Here is a 21117-nt window from a genome sequence, read left to right on the forward strand (position 1 = left end):
AATGGCGGCGGCGCACCCTGTCACGACTTGGTCTTGGCGACCTTGCCGCTCAGCGGGACCGTAATCTGTGCGTTGTTGGTCCCATAGGAAAAGGGATAACTAAGCGAATCGGTGAGGGTTCCGCTGGCGCCAAGTGGCGGCGCGAATTCGACCCTAATTGCGCATCGAGCCTTGGGAGCAAGCGTCTGACCAGTGCACGAGTCCGCGGTGATAATCGAGTTGTTGAGCGTCCCCGGCGTGCCTATAGTCACAGTTTCTGCGCTCTTGTTCGTGATGGTAATGCCGGCCGGCTTGCCGCGCGCACCCGCTTTCGCGCCCGGCAGCTTCTTGGACTTCGGGGCCACGAGGATCGCGCTGGCGGTACCCTTGAGCGCGACGGTAACGCGTCCGGCATTTGCGCCATAGGTATAGGCGTAGCTGAGCGAGTCGGTCAGTCGGCCGACACTGCCGGCTGGCGGGGCGAAGGCGATCGTCACCGCACAACTCGTTTTGGGCCCAAGGGATTGGCCGCTACATAGGTCCTGGGTGATTGACGAATTTGCGAGCGCCACCGGCGCGCTCATCAGCACGCTCGCCGCACTCTTGTTTGAGATGGTGATATTGATCGGCTTGCCGAGCGCCCCGGCCTGCGCACGCGGCAGCGTCTTGGACTTCGGCGCCTTGAGCACCACTGCGGTGCCAGTCCCCGTCAGGGTTTCAGCCGGACTCGCGCCATTGTAGGGGATGGTCATCGTCTGGCTCACGCTGCCGGTGGCCGATGGGCTGAATGTCACGTCGACGGTGCAGTTTTGATTCGGCTGGACCGTCGCATTCGAGCAGGTATCGTTGCTCAACGTAAAAGAAGGGGCGGCACTGAGTTGAGCGAATTGCGCGGCGACGGCGCCCTTGTTGTCCAACCTCAGGGTCTTGGGCTTGCCCGCGAGCGTGGCTTCGACCGCTTCGAACTTGAGCTTTGCGGGCACCGCCGTGACCGTCGTGGTGGGCGTCGGCGAGGGTATGGGTGTGGGTGACGAAGTTGCAGTCGGGGTCGCGGTCGGGGTGGGCGTTGCCGTAGACGTTGGCGAAGGCGAGGGCGTCGCCACGTGGAGGAAGGGACCGCTGTAACTGATCACCCGCTCGTTGCCCGCATCGACTGCATACAGATCTCCGTTAGAATCCACCGCCACGCCGTCCTGCTGCCCCGGGCTCTGCGCGAGATTCAGCGAACTCGCGCTGCGGCCGCCGAGGTTGGGCGTGCCGCTGTTGAAGACCGTGCCGGTTTGACCCTGCCCAAATTCGTAATTCGCCATGACGTTGGCCGGCGGATTGGCGAGTTGCTGGTAGATCAACAGGCGATTGTTGGTCTGATCGGAGACGAAGACCGAACCGAAGGGGTCGACCGCCACCCCACTGGGCTGGCACAGGGAAGTTGCCGCGATGCCGCCGTTGTTGCAGAACGCGCTGGTGAAGGCTGCGCCGGCGGCGTCCTGCCCGAAGACCAGGTCCGCGGTGACATCGCCACCCGAACCCGGCGTGCCCGGCGTACCCGGCCCACCCGTCAATGGATGGATGTATTCGAGCAGGCGGTTGTTGTTGTAGTCGGTGACGTAGATACCGTTGTTCTTGTCGAGGGCGAGCCCAACGGGACCACACAGAGTATCGGCGCTAGGCGCGGCGGCCCCGGTGTTGCAGTTCGATCCGGTGAAATTGTTGCCGGCGCTGCCCTGACCTAAAACCAGACTGGCCGGTTGGGGCGCGCTGCCGTTCGCATTGCCGGGGGTTGTGTAGACCAGCACGCGATTGGCGCCAAAATCTGCCGCGTAAAGATTGTTGCCGCTGTCAAAGGCCAGACCCGCCGGCTCGCACAGAGTCGTTGCCGAGGCGGGGCTACAGGCCGCGGGCGGGGTGCCGGTGACAAAATCGGCTTGGCCTAGAACGAGACTCGCAGGCTCCCCGGCATCCTGGCCGGAGTTCGTTTTGTAGGCGAAGGGCGCGCTGTACTCGAGTACGCGGCCGTTGCCCGGGTCGCTAACCCAAACGTTGCTGCTGTTGTCCACTGCTACGGCGCCGCCTTGAGGGAAGCCGGTAAGCGCTCCGTTAAGGCACAGTGAAGTCGCGGAAGGCGGTGAGCTGAGGTCGACGCCCGGGCCGTTGCAGGCAGTCGTATAGAAGTCCGGCTGGCCGATCACGAGATCGGCCGCGGCGCCATTGGTGAACTTCGTCGCGTCGTTGAAACCGAGCACCCGATTGTTATCGGCATCAACCACATACAGATGTTGCGGAGTCGCCAAGCGATCGACCGCCACTGACGAGGGATCGCTCAAGGCGCTGCCGTCGACGAAATCGACCGTATTATGCGCGAGATCCACCTGTCCCAACTCGCGCAGCGCGGCCCCGTCGGTCGATGGATTCGCGGCAAATTCGAGCGCACGGTCGTTGTCGGCGTCGAGCACGAAGAGGTTTGCGCTGGTGTCTGCGGCGATGCCCGCGGGCGATGACAGGGTGTTGGCTCCAACCGCCGCGCCCATGTTAGGCGCGTTCCCGGTCCCGCTTAGTTGCCCCACGAGTATCGCGGTTGCCTGTCCATGGTTGACCGGCGATGGACCATATTCGGTGATTCGATTGTTGCCGGTGTCGGTGACGAAGACGTTGTGATTGAAATCCACGGCGACGCCGCGCGGCGCGCACAACGAGGTGAGGCTGGTGCCGGTCGCGCATCCGGAGGCGGCAAGATTAAACGCGATTTGGCCGAGCACACGGATCGCTCCCGGATCGCTGGCGAAAACCCCGGCAGAAATAGGCATGAATTCGAGCACCCGGTTGTTGCTGGTATCGGCGATATACGCGTTGGTGCCGTCCGTCCCGACGCCATAAGGGCCGCACAACGTTGACGCCGTCGGCGCCGGGCCGCCCTGATTGCACGTAATGCCGGTGGTCTGGCCGAAGACGTTGTCAAAGACCGTGTCGCCGGCTCCGGGCTCGGAGCTCGCAGGGTTGAGCGGAGCGTTATACTCCAGCACGCGATTATTATTGCGATCAGCGACGAAAAGGTTGCCCAGCAAATCGACCGCGAGGCCCCAGGGATCGCCGACGTTGAAGATCAGATTGCCGATGAACGGGCCTGAACTATTGCACGGAATATCGTATTCAACGACGCGCGCGTTCCCATTGTCGGCGATATACAGATTGCCGGCTGGATCCGCGGCTACTCCTGTCGGCGCGCTGAGGCTCGAACTCGAGAGGCCGCCCGCGTTGGCGCCTCGCGACCATTGGTCCTTCTGCCCGATTATGATGTCGGCCAGTGCGCCGTTGGCGAAGCTGCTCTCATTTTTCCATCCGAGCACTCGATTATTGCCGGTGTCCGCCACATAGACGCAGCCGTTCGCTGAGTCCACGGTGATCGCTGGCGGCGACTGTGACGCAATATCCAGACCGGCGCCACGAACAAAGTCGGTGGTGCCATGGATGAAGTCAATCTGACCTAATTCAAAATCCCCGATATTGTTGAACAAGGCGTAAAGCAGGCTCCCCACCGAGAGAAGCAGGCCGGCGGCGAGGATCAAGACGTAAAGGCGGGTTCGTTTTATTCGCGCAAACATTCGCCTGAGCCGTTTAGAATCCCGATAATCCTGCTCCAGCATCTATAATCATGTCAAAAATGGTCGAAACGCCAGCAGCTTACCATGTCGATTGGCGAAAACACTAGGTGGAACGTAAAGGAGGCGCGACAGTCGCCTCTCCGCTGATCAGGAATCTTAACGCAGCGCGGACGAGCCTGCGCGGACACTTAATTATCCGAACGCACTTCGCGGACTCGTTTGCTCGTTTCACTGGCGGTGAGCAGGCCCGCTTCGCTAGCGTGTGATATGTGCGGCTAATGCAGGATGCTTTGGCTATGAGGCCGGGGCGGATTAGCCTCAGGCGGAGCTTCGGCAAGGGAAGTCGCGATCGGGCCCGTTTCGGGCGGGGCAGGGACGAACTGGTTAGATAGATTCATCGGCGCCGGTGCGAAGGTTCCCGGCGGCACGAGGTCCGAATTGTTATTTTGGCCGAACTGAAAATTATCCTTATCCCCGCTCAGAACCGGAGCGAGCGCGGAGCAGGTGGCGAGATAGTGCAACGGACGCATCAGGCCCCACTCCACTCCCATGCCGATGGGGGTGAGGAGATAGGCCGCAAGTTGCAACAGTTGCGCGTTGTCGACGTCGCGATATTCGTACGGGTCAAGCCGATCGGCATCGTTGTACTCACCCCAAAGGTTGTACTGCGCATAGTCGGCGCGCCGGCCGGCGTCGTTGAACTGCGCATAGTTGGCGCATTGCGCATAGGTCAGAGCCGGGAAGGCCGACACGAGCATAACGAGCAAAGTTGCCCAAAGTGTCGCGCTTTTCATGAGATCGATCTTGCGTGTACCGCCACCGTTTTGTCAATCCGTGCGGATCGGCCCGCAACCGGTTCAGACCTCACCGAGGCTCCGAACAAGATGCGCCGCACCGACCAGTATCACAGCGCCGACGGTCGCCATCGCGAGGAACGAGAAGCCGCCGTATACCGGAACGCCCAGGCGTGCGAAGAGCCACTCGCCGATGATTGCGCCCACCAGACCGAGCAGAATGTCCGCGATGATCCCGTAGCCGCGCCCGCGCATCAGCTTACCCGCCAGCCATCCGGCGACGAGACCCACCAGAATAACCCCGATCATGTACTTGAATCCTCTGCCGCGCGTGCTGTAACTACGCGGCGCGCGGTAACCTGAGCCGCAAAACGCAGCGCATCCGCCCGGCTATTTTTTCTGCTCGAGTGGCGCGCCGCAGCACTTCATCGTGCCGGTGCCGGCCTTGGTGACGATGACCTGCGAGCCGCATTTGCCGCAGATGTAAACTTTGCCGAGTTGATTAGCCATGATGCATTCTCCCGAGAATCTCGTTGATATTTGTGCCGGCTCTCATGAACCCTTGAACAACGGCTTGCGCTTCTCAAGGAAGGCGCGCACGCCTTCCGCACGGTCGGCGGTGGTTTGTAGCAGAGCGTACAGGTCCTCTTCAAGCCGGACGCCCTGCTCGACAGTCATATCATAGCCCTTGCGCACGGCATCCTTGACCATCCGCAGGCCGAGCGGGCTGCGCTCGGCCAGTGTCGCCAAAAGGTCGCGCGCGACCATAGCGAGTTCGTCGCGGTCCTGGGCGAGATAGGTTATGAGACCGAGCCGCATCGCTTCGGCGGCGCTGAGCGGCGCGCCCGTGAGCAGCATCCGCAGCGCCTCGGCCGCGCCGATCAGGCGCGGCAGTCGCTGCGTCCCGCCAAAATGCGGCAGCTCACCGCGCTCGAGTTGCGTGAGCGCATAGCGCGAATCGGCCAGCCCGACGCGCAAATCCAGCGCCAGCGCGAGTTCGAGTCCCTCGTCACTGGCGTCGCCGTTGAGAATCGCAACGGTGGGCTTCGCGATCGCCGCCAAGGTCTCGACCAGCCGCCGATCAACGTCGTACTCGAAGCCGGCGCAAAATGTTTTGTCCGCGCCGGTGATCGCCAGCGCCAGGATCGAGTCGTCGTCCTCGACCGTCTCGGCGAGATCCATCAGCTCAGCGCCCATCCGGCGGCTGATCCGATTACCAATGGTGGGGGCGGCGAGCGTCGCCGTCAGACAGCCACCGTCGAGCGCGAGTTCGATCGCGCCATGAACGGCAGACGGCGCGCCGACGCGGCCTTTGACGAGGGCGCGCCGGGCGTCCGCAGCATGGTTCGAGGACGCCGCCGATTTCTGCCGCTTCGCCGTTATTCGCCTCGTCGAAAAACTGTCAGGCGGCGCCGGCGTTCTCACGCGCGTGCAGCTCTTTGCGTAAGATCTTGCCCAGCGCGTTCTTGGGCAACGCGTCGATAAACTCGAGCTGCTCGGGCCGCTTGAAGCTCGCGAGCCGCGTCTGGCAAAAATCCCGAATCTCCTTCTCGCTCGATTTCTGCCCAGGACGCAAAACAATGTAGGCCTTGACGGTCTGCCCCCATTCCACCGACGCGACACCGATTACCGCAGCTTCATCCACCGCCGGATGAGACATCAGCACGGTTTCGATTTCCGCCGGCGCGATATTTTCACCACCCCGGATAATCATGTCGTCCTTGCGTCCGGCGAAGAAGACATAACCATCCTCGTCCACCCAGCCGAGGTCGCCGGTGGCCCGCCAGCCATCCGCGAGGGCCGAATCGTCGGCCCGTCCGGCGTAGCCCTTCATGATGCGCTGGGTCTTGATAATAATTTCTCCGATCTCTCCGGCGGGGAGAAATTTACCCTCGTCGTCGCGCACCTTGATCTCGACATCGGGGAGCGGTTTGCCGATCGAGTTCAGCCGGCGCGCCTTCTGCTCGATTTCGGCCGGCGTGCCCTGCAGGCGATGGTCGTCCGGGCCCAGGATGGTCAGTGAGGAAGTGGTCTCAGTCTGACCGTAGGCGTTGACGAAGCCGACGGTCTTGGGAAAGGCCTCGATCGCGCGGCGGATAACCGCGATCGGCATCGGCGCGCCGCCATAAGCCAGGTTGGTCAGCGAGGAGAAGTCGGTCTTGGCGAAATCCGCGTGATCGAGCACCTGCTTCATCATCGTGGGGACCACGAAGGCGTGCGAAATTTTCTCCTGCTGCACCAGCTTGAGCCAGGCGCCGGGCTCGAACTGCGGCATGATCACCATTTTCCGGCCGGTCCACAGATTGGTCATCATCGCGGTGGTCCCGGCGATATGGTAGAAAGGCGCGCAGACCAAAAACCCGCCGCGCTCACTGCCGTCAGCCATCTCGACGTTGGCCGTAACATAGGCCGTGAAGTCGCGAAAGCTCAGCATCACGCCCTTGGGCAGCGAGGTCGTGCCGCTGGTGTACATCAGGATCGAGACGTCCTCGTCCTCGACCTCCGCCTCGTTTTCGTCGGCTTCGGCTTTGGCGATGAGCGCGTCGAGCCGCGGCATCTTGCCGTCGCCCTTACCGAGCGCGACCAGCCGGGCGCCCTTGAGTTTTGGCGCGATCGTGCCCACGAGATCGATATAACGATCGCCGACCAGCAGCACCTTCACGTCGGCGGTGTTGATCATGTATTCGAGCTCGGCTTCCTTGGCGCGGTAGTTGAGCGGCAGGAACGTCAGCCCGGCCTTCGACGCGGCGTAATAGGCCGCGACGTAGAGATGCGAATTGGTATCGAGCGCGGCGATCACCTCGCGCGGCTTGAGTCCCAGCCCTTTGAAGACGCTGCTGAGCCGCGCCACCAGATCATTGAGCGCGGCATAGGTCAACCGCTCCGCACCAAAGACCAGCGCTTCCTGGTCGGGAACGATTGAACCTGGAATCGAAATAAAGTTGACGGTGTTCATCTGACTTATCTACCTCCCGCACGAGCGGCCCTGAAAACTCTTACGCCAAACCCGCCATCTGCTCCAAGCGCTGCGCCAGACGCGATTCGAGTTCGAGCCCCTCGGCCAGCGAGCCGTTGAGTCCTTCCCAAACGGCTAATTTAACGATCGCGGCGTGATCGCGCCGCAATCGGCTCAAGCGTTTCGCGCAATCAAGCGCGGCGCGTTCCAGGTTTTTGCGTGGGACCACTTCGGCGACCAAACCTATAAACAAAGCCTGCCGGGCGTCAATCCAGCGGCCGGTGAGGCACAAGTCTAGCGCCCAGGCGGGTTTGAGGCGGCGCGGAGCGGTTTGCGTACCGGCGACTCCCGGCACCATCCCGAGACCGGTCTCCGGCAGACAAAAGCGCGCGTCGTCGGCCGCGATCGCGATATCGCACAGCAACGCCATCTCCATCCCGCCGCCGACCGTGAAGCCGTGCACCGCCGCGACCGTCGGAATCGCGAGGCTCTTCAGGCGGCCCCAGACGTCGCGCCGGAAACGAATCCAACGCGCCGCCAGCGGCGACGGCGCCTGGCCGAATTCGCTCACATCGCCGCCGGTCGAAAAGGCCCTGCCCGCGCCCCGCAGGACCATCGCGCGAACGTCCGCATCTTCGTGGATCGCGCTCAGCACCGCATAGAGTGCGTCGCGCATCGCGACATTGTAAGCGTTGAACTTCTCCGGCCGATTCAGCGTGACCCAGGCGATCGCACCGCGCTTTTCGTAGAGTACGGCAGGTTCATGCTGCATCGCGTTCCGCCGCCGGTTCATCTTTTCGGATTAGGCCGATAATCGTTGAAAATCAAGATGAAGTCGCGTCTGATGGTCACGCCCTCCGGTGCTCGCTCCGCGCGGCGATCGCGCTCCGCTAGAGTCACGGCAAGTTTGCCCCGGCAGCGCTGGTCGTCGCGGGGCGGCCGCGCTCATAGACGACGCGGCCATCGATAATCGTGAGATCGATCGTGGCTTTAAGCAGCTCGGCGGGCGGCGCAGAGAGCGGATCGGACGACAGCACAATCAAATCTGCAAGCCGGCCCGCTTCGATCGTTCCGGCTTCGAGGCGGGAAAGCCGCGCCGCGGCGGACGTGAATAGCGCGATCGCTGAGGCGGCGTCGAGCCGCTCGTCCGGCGCCAGTTCGTAGCCTTCGAGCGAGAGCCGCGAGACCGCGACCGCGACCGCAGCGAGCGGACGCGCCGGAGTCACCGGCGCGTCCGTGCCGGCCGCGAGCTCCACGCCGAGGTCAGTGAGGCTTTTCGCGCGATAGAGATATGGAATAAGCCCGGGTTCGCGCGCGTACTTCGCGCCGCGATAGTGGATGAAGCCAGGATTGGTGACGACCCAGACGCCGAGTGCAGCGATGCGTTCAGGATAATAGGGTGGGATCAAACCGCCGTGCTCGATTCGGCATACGCCGCGTCGGAGGAGACGCGAACCTATTTGTTCGCGCGCCATCGCGATCGCACTCAGGGCCGCGTCAAGCTCCTCGACTTCAGTGCAATGAAAGGCGCAGTCCAGCTCCTGGGCCAAAGCGTCGGCGATCGCGCGCGCGAGGCGGGCGGGCGCCCAGCGCGCCGGCGCGATAAACTTGATTCCAGCGAGACCAACCGCGCCCACCTCGGAAATTCGTCGCAAGGCGGCAACCTGATCGATACAATCCGGACCGGCCATTACCGCGACGCGCTGCACAATCGCGCCGTTGGCGGTCAGGCGGCCAAACAGGGCGAAATCGTCGACGCCGTTGCGCGCCGTGGCGTCGGTGAAGGCGGTGACCCCGGCGGCTGCCAGCTCGCGACTGAAAACCCGCGCCCGCGCTTCGAGCTCCGCCTCGGTCACGCGCGGCATCCGCGCGCCGAGCCACTCTTCCATCCCGGTCACGAGCGCACCCAGCCGCCCGCCGGACTCGCGAGTCAGCGCAGCCCCTTCCGGCGGCTGAAAGTCCGGACGTTCGAGCCCGAGCAATGTGATCGCGCGCGAGTTGAGCCATGAAGCATGGAGAGTCTGATGACGCAGGCGCAGCGGATTTTTCGGCGTGGCCTGATCCAGCTCCTCGCGACTGGGGCCGCGCCCCTCGCGCATCAGGGACTCGTCGCAGCCGAACGCCTTGAGCCAATTGCCCGGCGGGGTTCGCCCCGCCGCGACGCGCAGATCGGCCAGCAGGTCGGGGATCGCTCGACAGCGCAGGACCGAGAGCCCGGCCGCGACCGACGCGCCCTCCAGGAAGTGGAGATGACAGTCGATAAAGCCGGGCGCCACGACGCGTCCGTCGAGACGCAACAGATGAGTGCGCGGTCCCACCAGCGGCTTGAGTTCCGCGAACCTTCCATGGGCCAGAATCCGCCCGCCGCCGAGGGCGACCGAATCGCTGGCAGGATGTTCGAGGATCGCCCCCTCGTGCAGGACCAGATCAGCTTTTTCGCTCTTTTCAGCGGCCATCAGCCAACTGGATCAAGCCCGGCATCGATGCTGCGCCGACGTTTCGCACGACTCGGTAACCGCCGACGGAACAGGGTTGGGTTGCCCCAATCGATTAGTCCGACGAAGGGAGAGCCTTCGCCTCCTTGAGTTTCATCTCAACGTCGCAGCATTCCAGCGCCCCCGAACCAGCCTTGTTGCACAGCACTTCGGTCGAGCACTTCTCGCACATGTAACGTTTGCCTAGCGTGTTAGCCATAAGACGCCTCCAAGATGATCTTAAATCACGAATTTCTCATTACCAGATGTCAGCCGCGACTTGAAGCCGCGCTATGGATTGCGAAACGGCAGATCAGCGGTCTGCGCTTCCAAGGCCCCGTGCCCATCGCGGATAACGACGCGTGTTCCCTCCGGCCAAACGCTGTGGTGGAGGACCGACAGTCCGATCAGTCCCAGCGTCGGCGAACGAACGATACTGGTCAGAACACCGACCGGCTTCTCGCCGGCGAGGATGACGCTGCCTGCATCCGGTAAGCGGCTGCCTTCGATGCGCAGCCCGCAGAGCCTGCGCTTGATTGCGCCGCGCGCGGTCGCCCGTTCGAGCGTCTCCTGCCCGATATAGCATCCCTTGTCGAGCGAGATCGCGCGGTCGAGCCGCGCTTCGAGTGCGAGGGTTTTTTCGCCCGTGTCGATCCCGACGCGCGCCAGTCCGTTTTCAACCCGGATAACCTCGAGCGCCTCGGCCCCAAGACGAACGACTTTATTCTCAGGATCGACGCGAGCTAGCGTAGTCGCAACTTCGTCCGTCTCGACGAGCATCGTGAAGGCCGCCACGCCGAAGCGCGGAATCCGGGCGAGCGTGCTTGCGGGATCGAAATGCCACGATTCCGGCGTTGAGCCGCCGCCGCTTTCCGCGAGCACTGCCGCCGCGCCGGGCCCCTCAAAATCGACGACGCTCAACGACGCCAGCTCGTCGAACTCGACATCGTCGGCGACGAGAAATTGCTCGAGATGGCTGAGCACACGCGGCCAGGCGTCGCGCCCGATCTCGATCAGGAAGGCGTCGGCAAGCGCGTAGATAAAAAAGTCCGCGATCACGTGCGCGCGCTCGGTGACGAACAGGGCCGCTGCAACCGCGCCCGGTGTCAGCCCCTTAACGTCGGCGGTGCACATCCCGTGCAGGAATGAGATGCGATCGTCGCCGCTGACACGCACGATTAGCCGATCGTCCAGTTGACGCAGCCCGGCGCCGGACTTCAGCGCCTGATATTCGCGCTCGAGGCGCCCGTCAACCGCAGTGATCGGATCGACGCCCGCCGCGCGAACCGCAGTCGTGTTTGATTCCAGGGACATTTGCCAAAACGATTCTACGCCAGAATCGCTCCGCTTCCAAAAATCCGCTCTTGCGAGACGTCAGCGGCCGTGGCGCCTCGCCTTGCGAGCCGTCGCGTGCGCACGCTACGCTAAAGAGTTAAAGCCAATTTGCGCGAGAGTGCATGAAAGATGTTACTACAGGCAACGCAACTGCGGCCCGGGATGGTGCTCGAATACAACGGCGCCTTGTGGCGCGTCATGACCATCAATCATATCACGCCCGGTAACTGGCGCGGGATGGTGCAGACCAAACTGCGCAATATCCAAACCGGCAGTCAGACCGAAAATCGGTTCCGCTCAGAAGATCGGGTCGAGCGCGTCATTCTCGATCAGGTCAAGATGGAATTTCTCTATCGCGAAGGCGACGAGTTTCATTTTATGAATACGGAAACCTACGACCAGATTACGCTCTCCGAAGAGCTGGTCGCCGACGTCGAGGGCTTTTTCACCCCCAACCTCCAGGTCGAAGTCGAGTTTTACGACAGTACGCCGCTCAACGTCTCGGTGCCGAAGACAGTGACGCTCAAGGTGATCGAGACTGACCCCGGGATGAGAAACGCGGCGGTGACCAACACCCTCAAGCCGGCCAAGACGGAAACCGGCCTGGTGATTCAGGTCCCGCATTTCGTCAATGAAGGCGACGTCATCACGATCAATACCGAGACCAAAGAGTACGCCTCGCGCACCAAGTGACGACGTATCGTGAGCGCGAGCTCGCGCGGCGCGCCGCGGGGCGAGGGCCGGGCTCGCGCCGCTTGCTCGGCCTCACGGCGCAGACTTACGCGATACAAACTCAGCCGGGGCTCGAGGGCGTCGCTTTCGCTGAGGTGGCGGCGCATTTCGCGCCCGCGAGCGCGGGCGCAATCGCTGCGCCGCGGCGGCGCGACGGCGTCCGCGAGCTCGGACGCCGAAGTGTCCCCGGTCGCGTCGGCATGACGTTATTCCACGCCGCACCGCTTGAGCCATTGCTGACGCTACGCGCCAGCGAAGACCTTTTTGCGGTCGTCGCCTACTCGAATGACCTGGCGATCGATCGGCGCGCGCTCGAGCGCATCCGGGCCCTCGCGCGCGACGCGCCCTACGTCGAAAGCGCGTTGGCCGCGCGCGTGAAAGTGCTGCCAAGAGCGCGGTCAGGACGCCGGCTTAAATTTCGCATCGTCGCCCGGATGACCGGGCTGCAGGAGTTCCGGCGGAGCGAATTCAAGCAGGCCATCGAACGCGGCATCAGTGAGCGCGGCGATCGCTCCTGGCGCTGCGTCGCAGAGGATGCTGACGTCGAGTTCTGGGCGACCCTGCTGGACGACGAATTGATCTTCGCGCTGCGTCTGAGTGACGAAACCATGCGCCAGCGCGATTACAAGACCGCGCATATCGCCGGCTCGCTGCGCCCGGCGGTCGCCGCCGCTATGGGCCTGCTGTCGGAGCCGCAACCCGATGACATCGTGCTCGATCCTTTTTGCGGCGCTGGCACCATCCTGATCGAGCGCGCGCACCTGGAGCGCTATAAGGCGCTGATCGGCGGCGACTTCGACGAGAACGCGCTCAACGCCGCGCGGACCAATATCGGTCCGCGTTACAAGCCCATCGAGCTGCATACATGGGATGGCGCGGCGATTCCGCTACCGGATCGCGCCGTCAGCCGCATCATCACCAACCTGCCGTGGGGTCAGCAGCACGGCTCGCACGCGGACAATCGCAGGCTCTACCCGCGCCTATTAACCGAGTTCGCCCGCCTCGTACGCGATGGCGGCGTGATCGTGATCCTGACCGGCGAGACGCGCCTGATGAGCGAGTTGACCCGCAACGGGCCGCTGCGGGCGGAGAAAATCGTGCGCGTCGCGATCCTCGGCGCGCCCGCCGCGATCTATGTCTGCCGCAAGCGCGCGACAAGTTTGACGAAACGAACCGGCCACCGCGCTTTTGAAGCGCGGATCCAGGGAACCGCGGGCGTCGCCGACCAAGAATTTTAACGCAGCTCCAGGGGGCGGCGAAGTCTGCGACGCGCGGCCAAAGTAAAGACTCGCCTGCTCGCTCCGCGCGGCAACCGCGCTCCGCTAGCGTTTGCGCATCACGTAGCTCGCTCCGGTATGGCTGAAATGGATCACGCCGTTAACCATGCGGACGTCGAGCCCGCTGCGGTCCTCCTCGATAGACGCGCGCATCAGCGCGCGGATCTGCGCCGCTTCCGCCGCCGCCGGCGCGCCATGCGCGATCCACTCGTCGATACTGTATGACGATTTAACCGTCTGTTTGTGGGTTAACGCGAAGTTCTGATCCGCGAACATCCGCTCGAACTCCGACGCCGGAATCGCGCGCGCGTGCGACGGATCGCACAATCGTTCGAGCCGGTTGTGATATTCCGCCTTGGCCGCGTCCTCAGATGCAACCATGTCCACGATAACGACGGCGCCGCCGGTCCGGACAACCCGCCGCATCTCGGCCAGAACACTCGCCGGCCGTGGAAAATGATGGAAGGCGAAGCGGCAAACCGCGATATCGAAGCTCGCGTCCGCAAAGCTCATCCGCTCGACATCGCCGAGCGTGAAGGAAACATTGTCCAGCCGCCGGCGCGCGGCATCGGCGCTGGCCCGCGCGACGAAACGATCGGTCGCATCGATCCCGATCACCTCGCGGCAATGCGGCGCGAACGCCATCGCGATAAAGCCGGGTCCGCTGGCGATATCGATCACCCGGTCGCTTTTGCTGACGCCGGAAATTGAAACGATATAACTGAGAAAGGCCGGATCGGTTACGATCGGCACCGCAACATAGGCTTCCGCCTGACGGTTGAACTGGTTGCGGACGATTTCCAGATGGCCATCGGCCTTGGACGCCATCGTTTGATCTTCGCTTGCCATAGCCTTACTCGCGCTGGTTTGTATCCAAGCCTCATAGCCTAGGTCATTGCACCTTCTATTGACAGTCACAAAAAAAGAGACGCCGCATGACGCCTCTTTTTTGTTTGCCAAAGATCGTGAGGTCGAATTATTTGATCTTGTCGAGCACCGGCATCAGGTATTTTTTGTAAATCTCGGGATTCTCCGACATCGGGAAATGGCCGATACCCTCCATGATGATGCACTCTGAACCCTTGACCTTCTCGGCCGTCTGACGCGTCATCTCGGGCGTGCAGGCGAAGTCATAGACCCCGGTCATGAAGTAGATCGGCACCTTGCCGTCGAGTTTCGCGCAGAGCTGCCTGAAATCGTGATCGATACTGTAGAAGTAGAGATCGCCTTTGAAAACTCCGGGACCGCCCTGCGCGTAGTACCACCAGGTCTCCTGCCGATACTCGAGCGGGCTCTGCGGCGCCATCAGGCCATAGACCGCGGTCGCGCTCGCCTCGCCGCCATGAATATGCGGATGATGCAGCCAGTCCAGCCACCAGCCCGGCGAGTAGTCGCAGGCTTCGACCGCGATCAGCGCGCGCATGTAATTGCTGTGATTCAGCGCCAGATGGAGGCAGATATTGCCGCCCATCGAACTACCCATCACCACCGGCTGCTCGAGTTCGAGCGCCTTGCAGAACGCGACGGTAAACTCCGAGTAGAATTTTGACGTCAACTTGTACTCTTCCTTCCACCAGTTGCGCGGCGGAATCGACTTGCCGTGGCGGGGCATGTCGAACGCGATTACGCGGAAGCGCTTCTGGATTTCCGCATCGTTAAGCTGATGACGCCACTCGCGGCCGTCGGTGCCCGCGGTGTGCAGACAGACCAGCGGAATACCCTTGCCAGCCTCCTCGTAATAGACCCGATATTCTTCGCCCTGGTAGGGCACATAAATGTAGCGTCCGATAACTGATTCAATCTTAGCCATCGACCTTCTCTCCCGGGTTGCGCGCCTGGCAAGCTGCTGCAAAATGATGAACTAAGAATCTTGACGCAGCTCGCGGACTCGCCTGCTCGCTCCACTTCGTTCCGCTAGCGTCTCATCAAATCAAGCGCCCACGCGAACGCCCGCAAATTCTGCCATAGCTGCTTGGTGTCACCCTCAATTTTGAGGCGCCCATGCAGCTGATGAGACATCGCGATGATGTCATTGTACATCGGCGGCGGTTCGGGCTGGACGAATTTGCCCCAGGTCTCGGCGGGCGCGCGCAGCGCGAAGGCATAGCAGCTCTCGGCATTGGTGCCGTTTTCGACCTTGGCGATCCCGCCGTCGCGGAAATGGATGACGTAGGCCTTATCGCCGAATTCGAGCAGCACGTTGGCGCTGAAATGACGGCCGAGGAGTTTCGCGACATCGTCGCCGTTGACCGCTTTTTGCCAGCGCTCGACCCATCGACTATCGAAATCGGGCATGTTTTGACCTCCCAAAAAGTACGCCTCTGCCGGTTGTTCCAGAGGCTGGCGACGCTTTTTCGGATGAAAACTCTAAACTCCCATGGGTCAAACTACAAGGGCGAGCAATCGTACCGCTTGGACAGAAGGTCAATCGCGGGACGGCCGAGTTTGGTGACCCTTAATTGGTGTTTCGACCGATCAACAAAATGGCTTCGCATAGTCCTAGTCGCGACGTATATTGACTCGGAACGTAACAAAACAAGTCCTCGTGGTCGATTGCGTGAGATATTATAACGAAGCACTAATTGCACTAGTCTAAACATCCAAAAAGGAACAGAAGATGCGTAAGCAAGCAAATGGATTCAGCCCTTTCCGCCTTGTGGTTGTGACGACCGTGCTGGGCTTGATTATGCAAGCCAGTTGCTCGCACTCGACGATCGTCAATCAACGCTTTGTCCTCGCACAGATAGACGCGATGGCCGCCGCGAGCAGCGGTCAGGCAGCCGAGGCGACGGCGGCGGCCAAGATCAAGATACCGGTGCCTGGCGACGTCTTAATCGCCGGCGGCGTGAGCGGCACAAAATCGACGGGCAAGGCGCAGTTCTACGATCCGACCACCAAAAAATTCTCTACCGCCGGCGCGATGAGCAGCAGCCGCATCGCGCCCTGCGGCCTGAGCCTGGCGAATTCGCCCGCGACGCAACCGATCTTTGTCTTCGGCGGCGCGCAAGGGTCGGCCACCACCAAGAACGAAGTGACGCTGACCCTGATGCCGCTGAACAGTGCCGAACAGTATGCGCCCGCGACTGGGCTCTTCTCTGCGGTCACCGGGTCCATGACTGCGCCGCGCGCCGGCTGCACCGCGACGCTTTTGAGTGACGGCACTGTGCTGATCGCCGGCGGCCTCGACGCGACTGGTGCGCCGCAAACCACCGCCGAGATTTTCGATCCGGTCGCCGTGACCTTCACTGCAACCAAAGGCAGCCTGAACAGCCCGCGCGCTTTCCAGACGGCGACACTGTTTCCCACCGGTCCTCTGGCCGGCGAAGTTTTGCTCACTGGCGGCCTCGCCAACAACACCATTGGTTCGTCCTCTCAGGGCCTGACGTTGAATACCGCCGAGCTTTACAATCCCGCGACCGGCACCTTCAGCCTGGTCGCCTCGAGCATGAGCGATTTTCGCGCGTTCCACACCGCGACCGCCCTTCAAGACGGCACCGTGTTAGTCGCCGGCGGCGACAGTGACGGATTTCCCGGGTTTGCCTTTGGCGCGACTGCCACAGCCGACATCTTCGATCCGGCAACGCAAACCTTCACCGCAACCGCCGCGCCGATGGCGGAGACTTTGCTTCTGCAGGGGGCGACCCTGCTCGCGGACGGCACGGTCCTCATCACGGGCGGTTTCGACGCGTCGCAGATCGTGATTTTCACCAATGGCAGCTTTGGTGCGTTTTTCGGCTCAGTGGCGCAGGGCGCGGAACTCTACAATCCAACTTCCAAGACCTTTTCTTGCATCGGCGGAACTGTTGTGACCAAGAAAACCAACCAGACGGTATGCGCCTCCACGATGAAGCATCCTCACGCCGGTCACGCCGCAGTACGGCTCACCGACGGGACGGTGCTCGTAGCCGGCGGTTTCGGCGGCTCGAAAGATACGAGTAACGCCAAGACCACCAAGGTCGCCGAGATCTACGATCCGACGACGCAGACCTTTACCAAGGTCGGCGGGATGAAAACCTCCGCGGCCTTGAGCGCGGTCGCAATCGTGACCAGCCCGACGCTCGCGAAATAGACGCGTGCGTCACGTCGAGCCCGGCTCAGCGTGATGCCGCCCGCGCCTTGAGCGAGACCAGCGGTTCGCGCTGTGTCCCAGCGATATACGGACGCGAGCCCGGCTCGCGTTGGAAGGGATCGACCAGCCCGAGTTCCTTGCCCATCTCGCGCACCGCGGGCAGAACCTCCTGCCCCAGCAGGCGAATATTCGTCATGCGATCGGCGAAGCTGACCGGGCCCTGCGACGCGAAGAAGCCGAAGACGCTCGGCCGCAGAGTTTCGAGGATGCGCCGAATCTTCGGCAGCACCGATTTTGGTGTCCCGGCCACGACGGCCATGCTCTTCTTGGTCTTCTCGTAGCGGCCATAGATCGCAGCTTTGGCGTCAGCGATCGAGGCGTCGCCGCGCTGCAGCCGCTTTTTCGTACTGTCTTTTTTGGGTGCATCACCGCGCGCCCGCCCGAGCTGCTCAGCGCTGATCCCGAGCGTGCCGGCGCCGCTGTCGCCGCTGGCGGTTGCCCGCGCCAGCCGCCGCGTCGCCTCCTTCGAGTTATAGCCGGGCGGCAGCGTATGTTCAGGCCGCGAGAAATTGACCTGGCCGCCGCCGAACAGATGGCATCGGCCGAGTTCATCGGCTTTCGCCTCAGTCTCGGCGCAAAAGACGTGTTGCAGGTAGCCGAAGTTCTCCGGGCCGGCGATGTACCCCTCCTGCGCGGCAACATCGGCGTAGAGGTTCCACAGCTCGACGGTCGCGCTCAGTCCGGTGCCGAGACCCAGGTAGAGGTAACGATGCCGCGCGCACCAATCGACGGTTTCGGGACTGAGCACGCCCGGAATCCAAATCTGCGGGCGCGGCTTCTGATAGGGCGTCACCCACGGATTGATGAAGCGATAATTGAAATGCTTGCCCTCCCAGCGGAACGGACCCGGCCGCGTCCAGGCGGCGAGGATGACGTCGTGGGCTTCGTTGAAGAGCTCGCGGTTGTAGGCCGGGTTGGCGTTGTTGAAGATCTGCTCGCTGCCCGCGCCGCGCACCCATCCGGGCACCAGCCGCCCGCGCGAGATACAATCGATCGTCGCCAGCTCCTCGGCCACGCGCAGCGGATTCTTGAAGGTCGGCAGCGGATTACCGAGCAGGACGATTTTGATCTTTTCCGTAATCCGCGCGAGGATCGCCGCCTCGACGTTCATCACGCCGCCCATGCAGAACGGCGTCCCGTGATGCTCATTCAGCATCACCGCGTCGAAGCCAACCTCTTCGGCATAAACCGCCTCGTCCAGATACTCCTGATAGAGGCGCGCGCCGACTTCGCGATCAAAGAATTTATTCGACAGGCCGAAGAAGGCGCCGTGCTTGATCACCTCGTCTTCGGGAACGTCGCGATAGGGCCGTTCGGTGAAATACATCAACTGCACAGGAGTCGTCCTCCTTTAGCGTCGGCGCCCTCGATGGGGTCGCCCAAGTCGCCAAGCTAGCGATGGCAGGAGTGTTTTGGCAAGCCTCGAACGTGCACTAGCGCCCTGCAAGCTACAAGCTTCAGGGTTCGCAGCCACTTTGCATTGAATTCAAAACAAAAAAGTGAGCTTCGACCGAATTGTTCATTGTGGTTGAACAACCCGTTCGCTCGTTTTGAACGCCTTTCAATTGAAACGGAAAGGGTAGGCCAAACGAATAATTCTGGCCAAAACCCACAAGGAGAAAAAGGAAATGGCTGCAAACAAGTTCTTGCTCAAGGGTGCAGGCGTCGAAGTGGATTACACGATCGGCCTCACGCCCGGCCTCGTTGCCCTGGTATACAAAGCCGGGGCGTTCCAGAAAGACTTCACGTCCGCACAGGTCCTCTCTAATGACACCGGCCTTGGGGAATTAGTATCCGTCCCGCTGATCCTCAGTATTGACACGGGCGGAGAGCGGTTCGGCTTCTTCCTGCCGTTTATCGACGTGGCCCGCGGTCAGACGGCGCACTTTTGCACGGTCGGGGTCTACGAGACCTTCAGCGGCCCGGATTCTATCCCGCACCGGCCGGCGACCTGGCGCTGCATTGAAATGACCGGCATCGCGGAGAGCGTCATCGTGCCCCTGTAAGAAACCAAGATCTCAGTTTCTTCATATGCGGCCACTCGGAGCTGGTAGCTTAGCTCCGAGTGGTCCGGCGTTGACCGCGGCTGAGCGATGGCAGCTCTAAAGTTTCGTATATAAGGGCGGAACCGGAATTGCTTCAAGAGTTCTCGAATTCATCGCGAATGGATGAGTGATCGAGCGTCCACGACCGATCTTGCAAGCGTGGCGCTTTTACGATTCGCTGATTTCGAGATGGGTCCCGCTCATACCGCGCGCGCCACGCTCTTCCGGCTGCTGCCCGTGGCCCTGCTCGCGACGCTTACCCTTGCTCTTTTCGGCTGCGCCGAAAGCTCGACGCCGGCTGCCAACGCGGTGCCGGTTGCTCGCATCCAGCGCCATTCCGGGGCGCTCAATAGCCTCATGAAAAAGGCCAAGGAGGCGCCGCCGGACAAGGTGCTCACGATGGAACTCGAATTCGCCAACCACGATCAGGCGGAACTCGATCGTTTGATGGCCGAGGTCGAGGATCCGCACTCGAAACGTTATCACCAATGGCTTGATCCGAAGGAGGTTCACGCCCGCTTCGGCGAGTCGCAGGACCAGTTCAACGCGGTGCTGCAATGGCTCCAGGCACAGGGCCTCGCCGTCACCGACCAGAACTACGGCAGCAACGAAGATTACATCCGCTTCACCGGCACGGTGGCGCAGGTCGATAAGGCCTTCCAGGTGCACATCATGCAGCCTGAGTTCGAGCTTTACGTGCCGCGCGAGGATCCATTCATGCCCGCTCAATTCAGCGGCGTCGTGGCGCGTATCAACGGCCTCGACAACGTCGGCTTTCGCGAAGTCGAATCGCGTTAACCCGCCGCTCTTACGGGGTAATCAGGGGTTTTTGCTTTCGGGTCCCGGACGACCATCACCGCCACCCTCACCCGAATGACGATGCATCGCGCGGAAACGCGCACGCATCTGCTGGCGTTCCTCCGGCGACATCCGCTGCCAGCGCTGGTAATTGTTGAGCATGCGCTCACGTCCGCCCGGCGGCATGCTTTGAAAGCGCTGATAACGCTGAGTAATCCGCCGCTGTTGCTCCGGCGGCAGGCGCTTGAAGCGCGCGTAGCGCTGGCTGAGCTCGGCGCGCCGCTCCGGCGGCAACTGACGCCACCGCCGCAGTCCCTGCAGCACGTGCGCTCGTTCTTCGGGCGGCAGGCTGCGAAACTCGCGAAAGTTCCGCTGCACGCCCATCCGTTCATCCGGCGTCATCTGCTGCCAGTGCGAGAAATTCTCCAGCACCCGACTGCGCTCGTCCGGCGTCAGATTCGCCCATTCGTCCGGATGCTGGCGGATTAGTTCCTGCTCCGCAGCGCTATACGAATATCCGGAGTCGGGCGCCTGCGCGCGGACCGGCGCTGCCGCGACGATCGAGACGAGCGCGAGCGCGATTGCGCTCACAGTCCATGTCATCCCGCGATGCTTGGACATCGTGAGAGGCTTGGACATCCCGCTATGCCGGCGGCGGCTCATAGCTGCGGCACTCCTTCCGTGTTGGCTGGCGGCCCGGCATTCGGAGGTAGACCCGCATCAGGAGTCGGAGCAGCGTCAGGAATAGGCGGTACCGGGGGCTCGTCGCCAGAAGCTGGAGCAGAATTCGACCCGGAGCCCGCCAGATATCCCATCTGGTTGAGGGTCTGGATCTGATCGAGCATCGACGGACCCGGCGTCGCGTCGCTCCCGGGCTCCGGTGTCGGCGCTGCGAACAGATCGAGATTGAGCAGCATCCGCAGCGGCGGCGATTGTTGCGCCACACCCCGTCGCACGCTGACGAAAAGCAGTACCGTGGTGAAGGTCATCGCCATGATC

General features: G+C 62.3%; 21 protein-coding genes. 5 read left to right on the forward strand and 16 right to left on the reverse strand.

Annotated elements, in window-relative coordinates; translation table 11 throughout:
* Positions 1 to 20: 20 nt before the first annotated feature.
* The 10 genes from VKS22_05485 to VKS22_05530 form a co-directional block, all read right to left on the reverse strand.
* Positions 21 to 3578: a hypothetical protein gene (locus tag VKS22_05485; GenBank protein HLW70056.1), complete on the reverse strand. Its 3558-nt coding sequence runs from the start codon at positions 3576 to 3578 to the stop codon at positions 21 to 23.
* Positions 3579 to 3853: 275 nt separating this feature from the next.
* Positions 3854 to 4372: a hypothetical protein gene (locus tag VKS22_05490; GenBank protein HLW70057.1), complete on the reverse strand. Its 519-nt coding sequence runs from the start codon at positions 4370 to 4372 to the stop codon at positions 3854 to 3856.
* Between the two features lie 63 nt (positions 4373 to 4435).
* Complete coding sequence (locus tag VKS22_05495; protein HLW70058.1) at positions 4436 to 4681, reverse strand: GlsB/YeaQ/YmgE family stress response membrane protein; 246 nt, start codon at positions 4679 to 4681, stop codon at positions 4436 to 4438.
* An 81-nt stretch (positions 4682 to 4762) separates the two neighbouring features.
* On the reverse strand, positions 4763 to 4882 hold the full coding sequence (locus VKS22_05500; protein ID HLW70059.1) for a desulfoferrodoxin: 120 nt from the start codon (positions 4880 to 4882) through the stop codon (positions 4763 to 4765).
* Positions 4883 to 4924: 42 nt separating this feature from the next.
* Positions 4925 to 5797 (reverse strand): enoyl-CoA hydratase/isomerase family protein, encoded by an 873-nt coding sequence (locus VKS22_05505; GenBank protein HLW70060.1) that lies wholly within the window; start codon positions 5795 to 5797, stop codon positions 4925 to 4927.
* Entirely contained in the window at positions 5775 to 7328 is a 1554-nt protein-coding gene (locus VKS22_05510; GenBank protein ID HLW70061.1) for an AMP-binding protein, read from the reverse strand. The genes VKS22_05505 and VKS22_05510 overlap by 23 nt, the downstream gene beginning before the upstream one ends.
* 40 nt (positions 7329 to 7368) lie before the next feature.
* A complete protein-coding gene (locus VKS22_05515) occupies positions 7369 to 8100 on the reverse strand; it encodes an enoyl-CoA hydratase/isomerase family protein (GenBank protein HLW70062.1) in 732 nt (243 codons plus the stop codon).
* A gap of 124 nt (positions 8101 to 8224) precedes the next feature.
* A complete protein-coding gene (locus VKS22_05520) occupies positions 8225 to 9784 on the reverse strand; it encodes an amidohydrolase family protein (GenBank protein ID HLW70063.1) in 1560 nt (519 codons plus the stop codon).
* A gap of 94 nt (positions 9785 to 9878) precedes the next feature.
* Entirely contained in the window at positions 9879 to 10022 is a 144-nt protein-coding gene (locus VKS22_05525) for a hypothetical protein (GenBank protein ID HLW70064.1), read from the reverse strand.
* 71 nt (positions 10023 to 10093) lie between these two features.
* Positions 10094 to 11116: a glycine cleavage T C-terminal barrel domain-containing protein gene (locus VKS22_05530; protein ID HLW70065.1), complete on the reverse strand. Its 1023-nt coding sequence runs from the start codon at positions 11114 to 11116 to the stop codon at positions 10094 to 10096.
* A 150-nt stretch (positions 11117 to 11266) separates the two neighbouring features.
* Here VKS22_05530 and efp point away from each other — a divergent pair, with 150 nt between their 5' ends.
* Positions 11267 to 11830, forward strand: a complete 564-nt coding sequence (gene efp / locus VKS22_05535; protein HLW70066.1) for an elongation factor P — start codon at positions 11267 to 11269, stop codon at positions 11828 to 11830.
* On the forward strand, positions 11827 to 13107 hold the full coding sequence (locus VKS22_05540) for a hypothetical protein (GenBank protein ID HLW70067.1): 1281 nt from the start codon (positions 11827 to 11829) through the stop codon (positions 13105 to 13107). The genes efp and VKS22_05540 overlap by 4 nt, the downstream gene beginning before the upstream one ends.
* Positions 13108 to 13191: 84 nt before the next feature.
* Here VKS22_05540 and VKS22_05545 read toward each other — a convergent pair whose 3' ends face one another.
* From VKS22_05545 to VKS22_05555, 3 genes are all read right to left on the reverse strand, one after another.
* Positions 13192 to 13995 (reverse strand): class I SAM-dependent methyltransferase, encoded by an 804-nt coding sequence (locus tag VKS22_05545; GenBank protein ID HLW70068.1) that lies wholly within the window; start codon positions 13993 to 13995, stop codon positions 13192 to 13194.
* A 127-nt stretch (positions 13996 to 14122) separates the two neighbouring features.
* Positions 14123 to 14956 (reverse strand): alpha/beta hydrolase, encoded by an 834-nt coding sequence (locus VKS22_05550; GenBank protein HLW70069.1) that lies wholly within the window; start codon positions 14954 to 14956, stop codon positions 14123 to 14125.
* Positions 14957 to 15060: 104 nt separating this feature from the next.
* The gene (locus VKS22_05555; protein HLW70070.1) at positions 15061 to 15441 is read right to left on the reverse strand and encodes a hypothetical protein; all 381 of its coding nucleotides are present in this window, start codon (positions 15439 to 15441) and stop codon (positions 15061 to 15063) included.
* A 322-nt stretch (positions 15442 to 15763) separates the two neighbouring features.
* Between VKS22_05555 and VKS22_05560 the strand changes: the two genes are divergently transcribed.
* Positions 15764 to 17215 carry a kelch repeat-containing protein gene (locus tag VKS22_05560; protein HLW70071.1) on the forward strand — a complete coding sequence of 484 codons (1452 nt, stop codon included), beginning with the start codon at positions 15764 to 15766 and terminating at the stop codon, positions 17213 to 17215.
* Positions 17216 to 17240: 25 nt separating this feature from the next.
* On the opposite strand, the gene VKS22_05565 is transcribed toward VKS22_05560, so the two are convergent.
* Positions 17241 to 18602, reverse strand: coding sequence for an LLM class flavin-dependent oxidoreductase (locus VKS22_05565; protein HLW70072.1), 1362 nt, complete (start codon positions 18600 to 18602; stop codon positions 17241 to 17243).
* Between the two features lie 301 nt (positions 18603 to 18903).
* Between VKS22_05565 and VKS22_05570 the strand changes: the two genes are divergently transcribed.
* Positions 18904 to 19281 carry a hypothetical protein gene (locus VKS22_05570; GenBank protein ID HLW70073.1) on the forward strand — a complete coding sequence of 126 codons (378 nt, stop codon included), beginning with the start codon at positions 18904 to 18906 and terminating at the stop codon, positions 19279 to 19281.
* Between the two features lie 198 nt (positions 19282 to 19479).
* Complete coding sequence (locus VKS22_05575) at positions 19480 to 20118, forward strand: protease pro-enzyme activation domain-containing protein (GenBank protein ID HLW70074.1); 639 nt, start codon at positions 19480 to 19482, stop codon at positions 20116 to 20118.
* A gap of 21 nt (positions 20119 to 20139) precedes the next feature.
* Here VKS22_05575 and VKS22_05580 read toward each other — a convergent pair whose 3' ends face one another.
* Both VKS22_05580 and VKS22_05585 read right to left on the reverse strand, forming a co-directional pair.
* Positions 20140 to 20781 (reverse strand): DUF3106 domain-containing protein, encoded by a 642-nt coding sequence (locus tag VKS22_05580; GenBank protein HLW70075.1) that lies wholly within the window; start codon positions 20779 to 20781, stop codon positions 20140 to 20142.
* Entirely contained in the window at positions 20778 to 21113 is a 336-nt protein-coding gene (locus VKS22_05585) for a hypothetical protein (GenBank protein ID HLW70076.1), read from the reverse strand. The genes VKS22_05580 and VKS22_05585 overlap by 4 nt, the downstream gene beginning before the upstream one ends.
* Positions 21114 to 21117: the final 4 nt, after the last annotated feature.

Source organism: Candidatus Binataceae bacterium, from assembly GCA_035308025.1.
Taxonomy (GTDB): domain Bacteria; phylum Desulfobacterota; class Binatia; order Binatales; family Binataceae; genus JAJPHI01.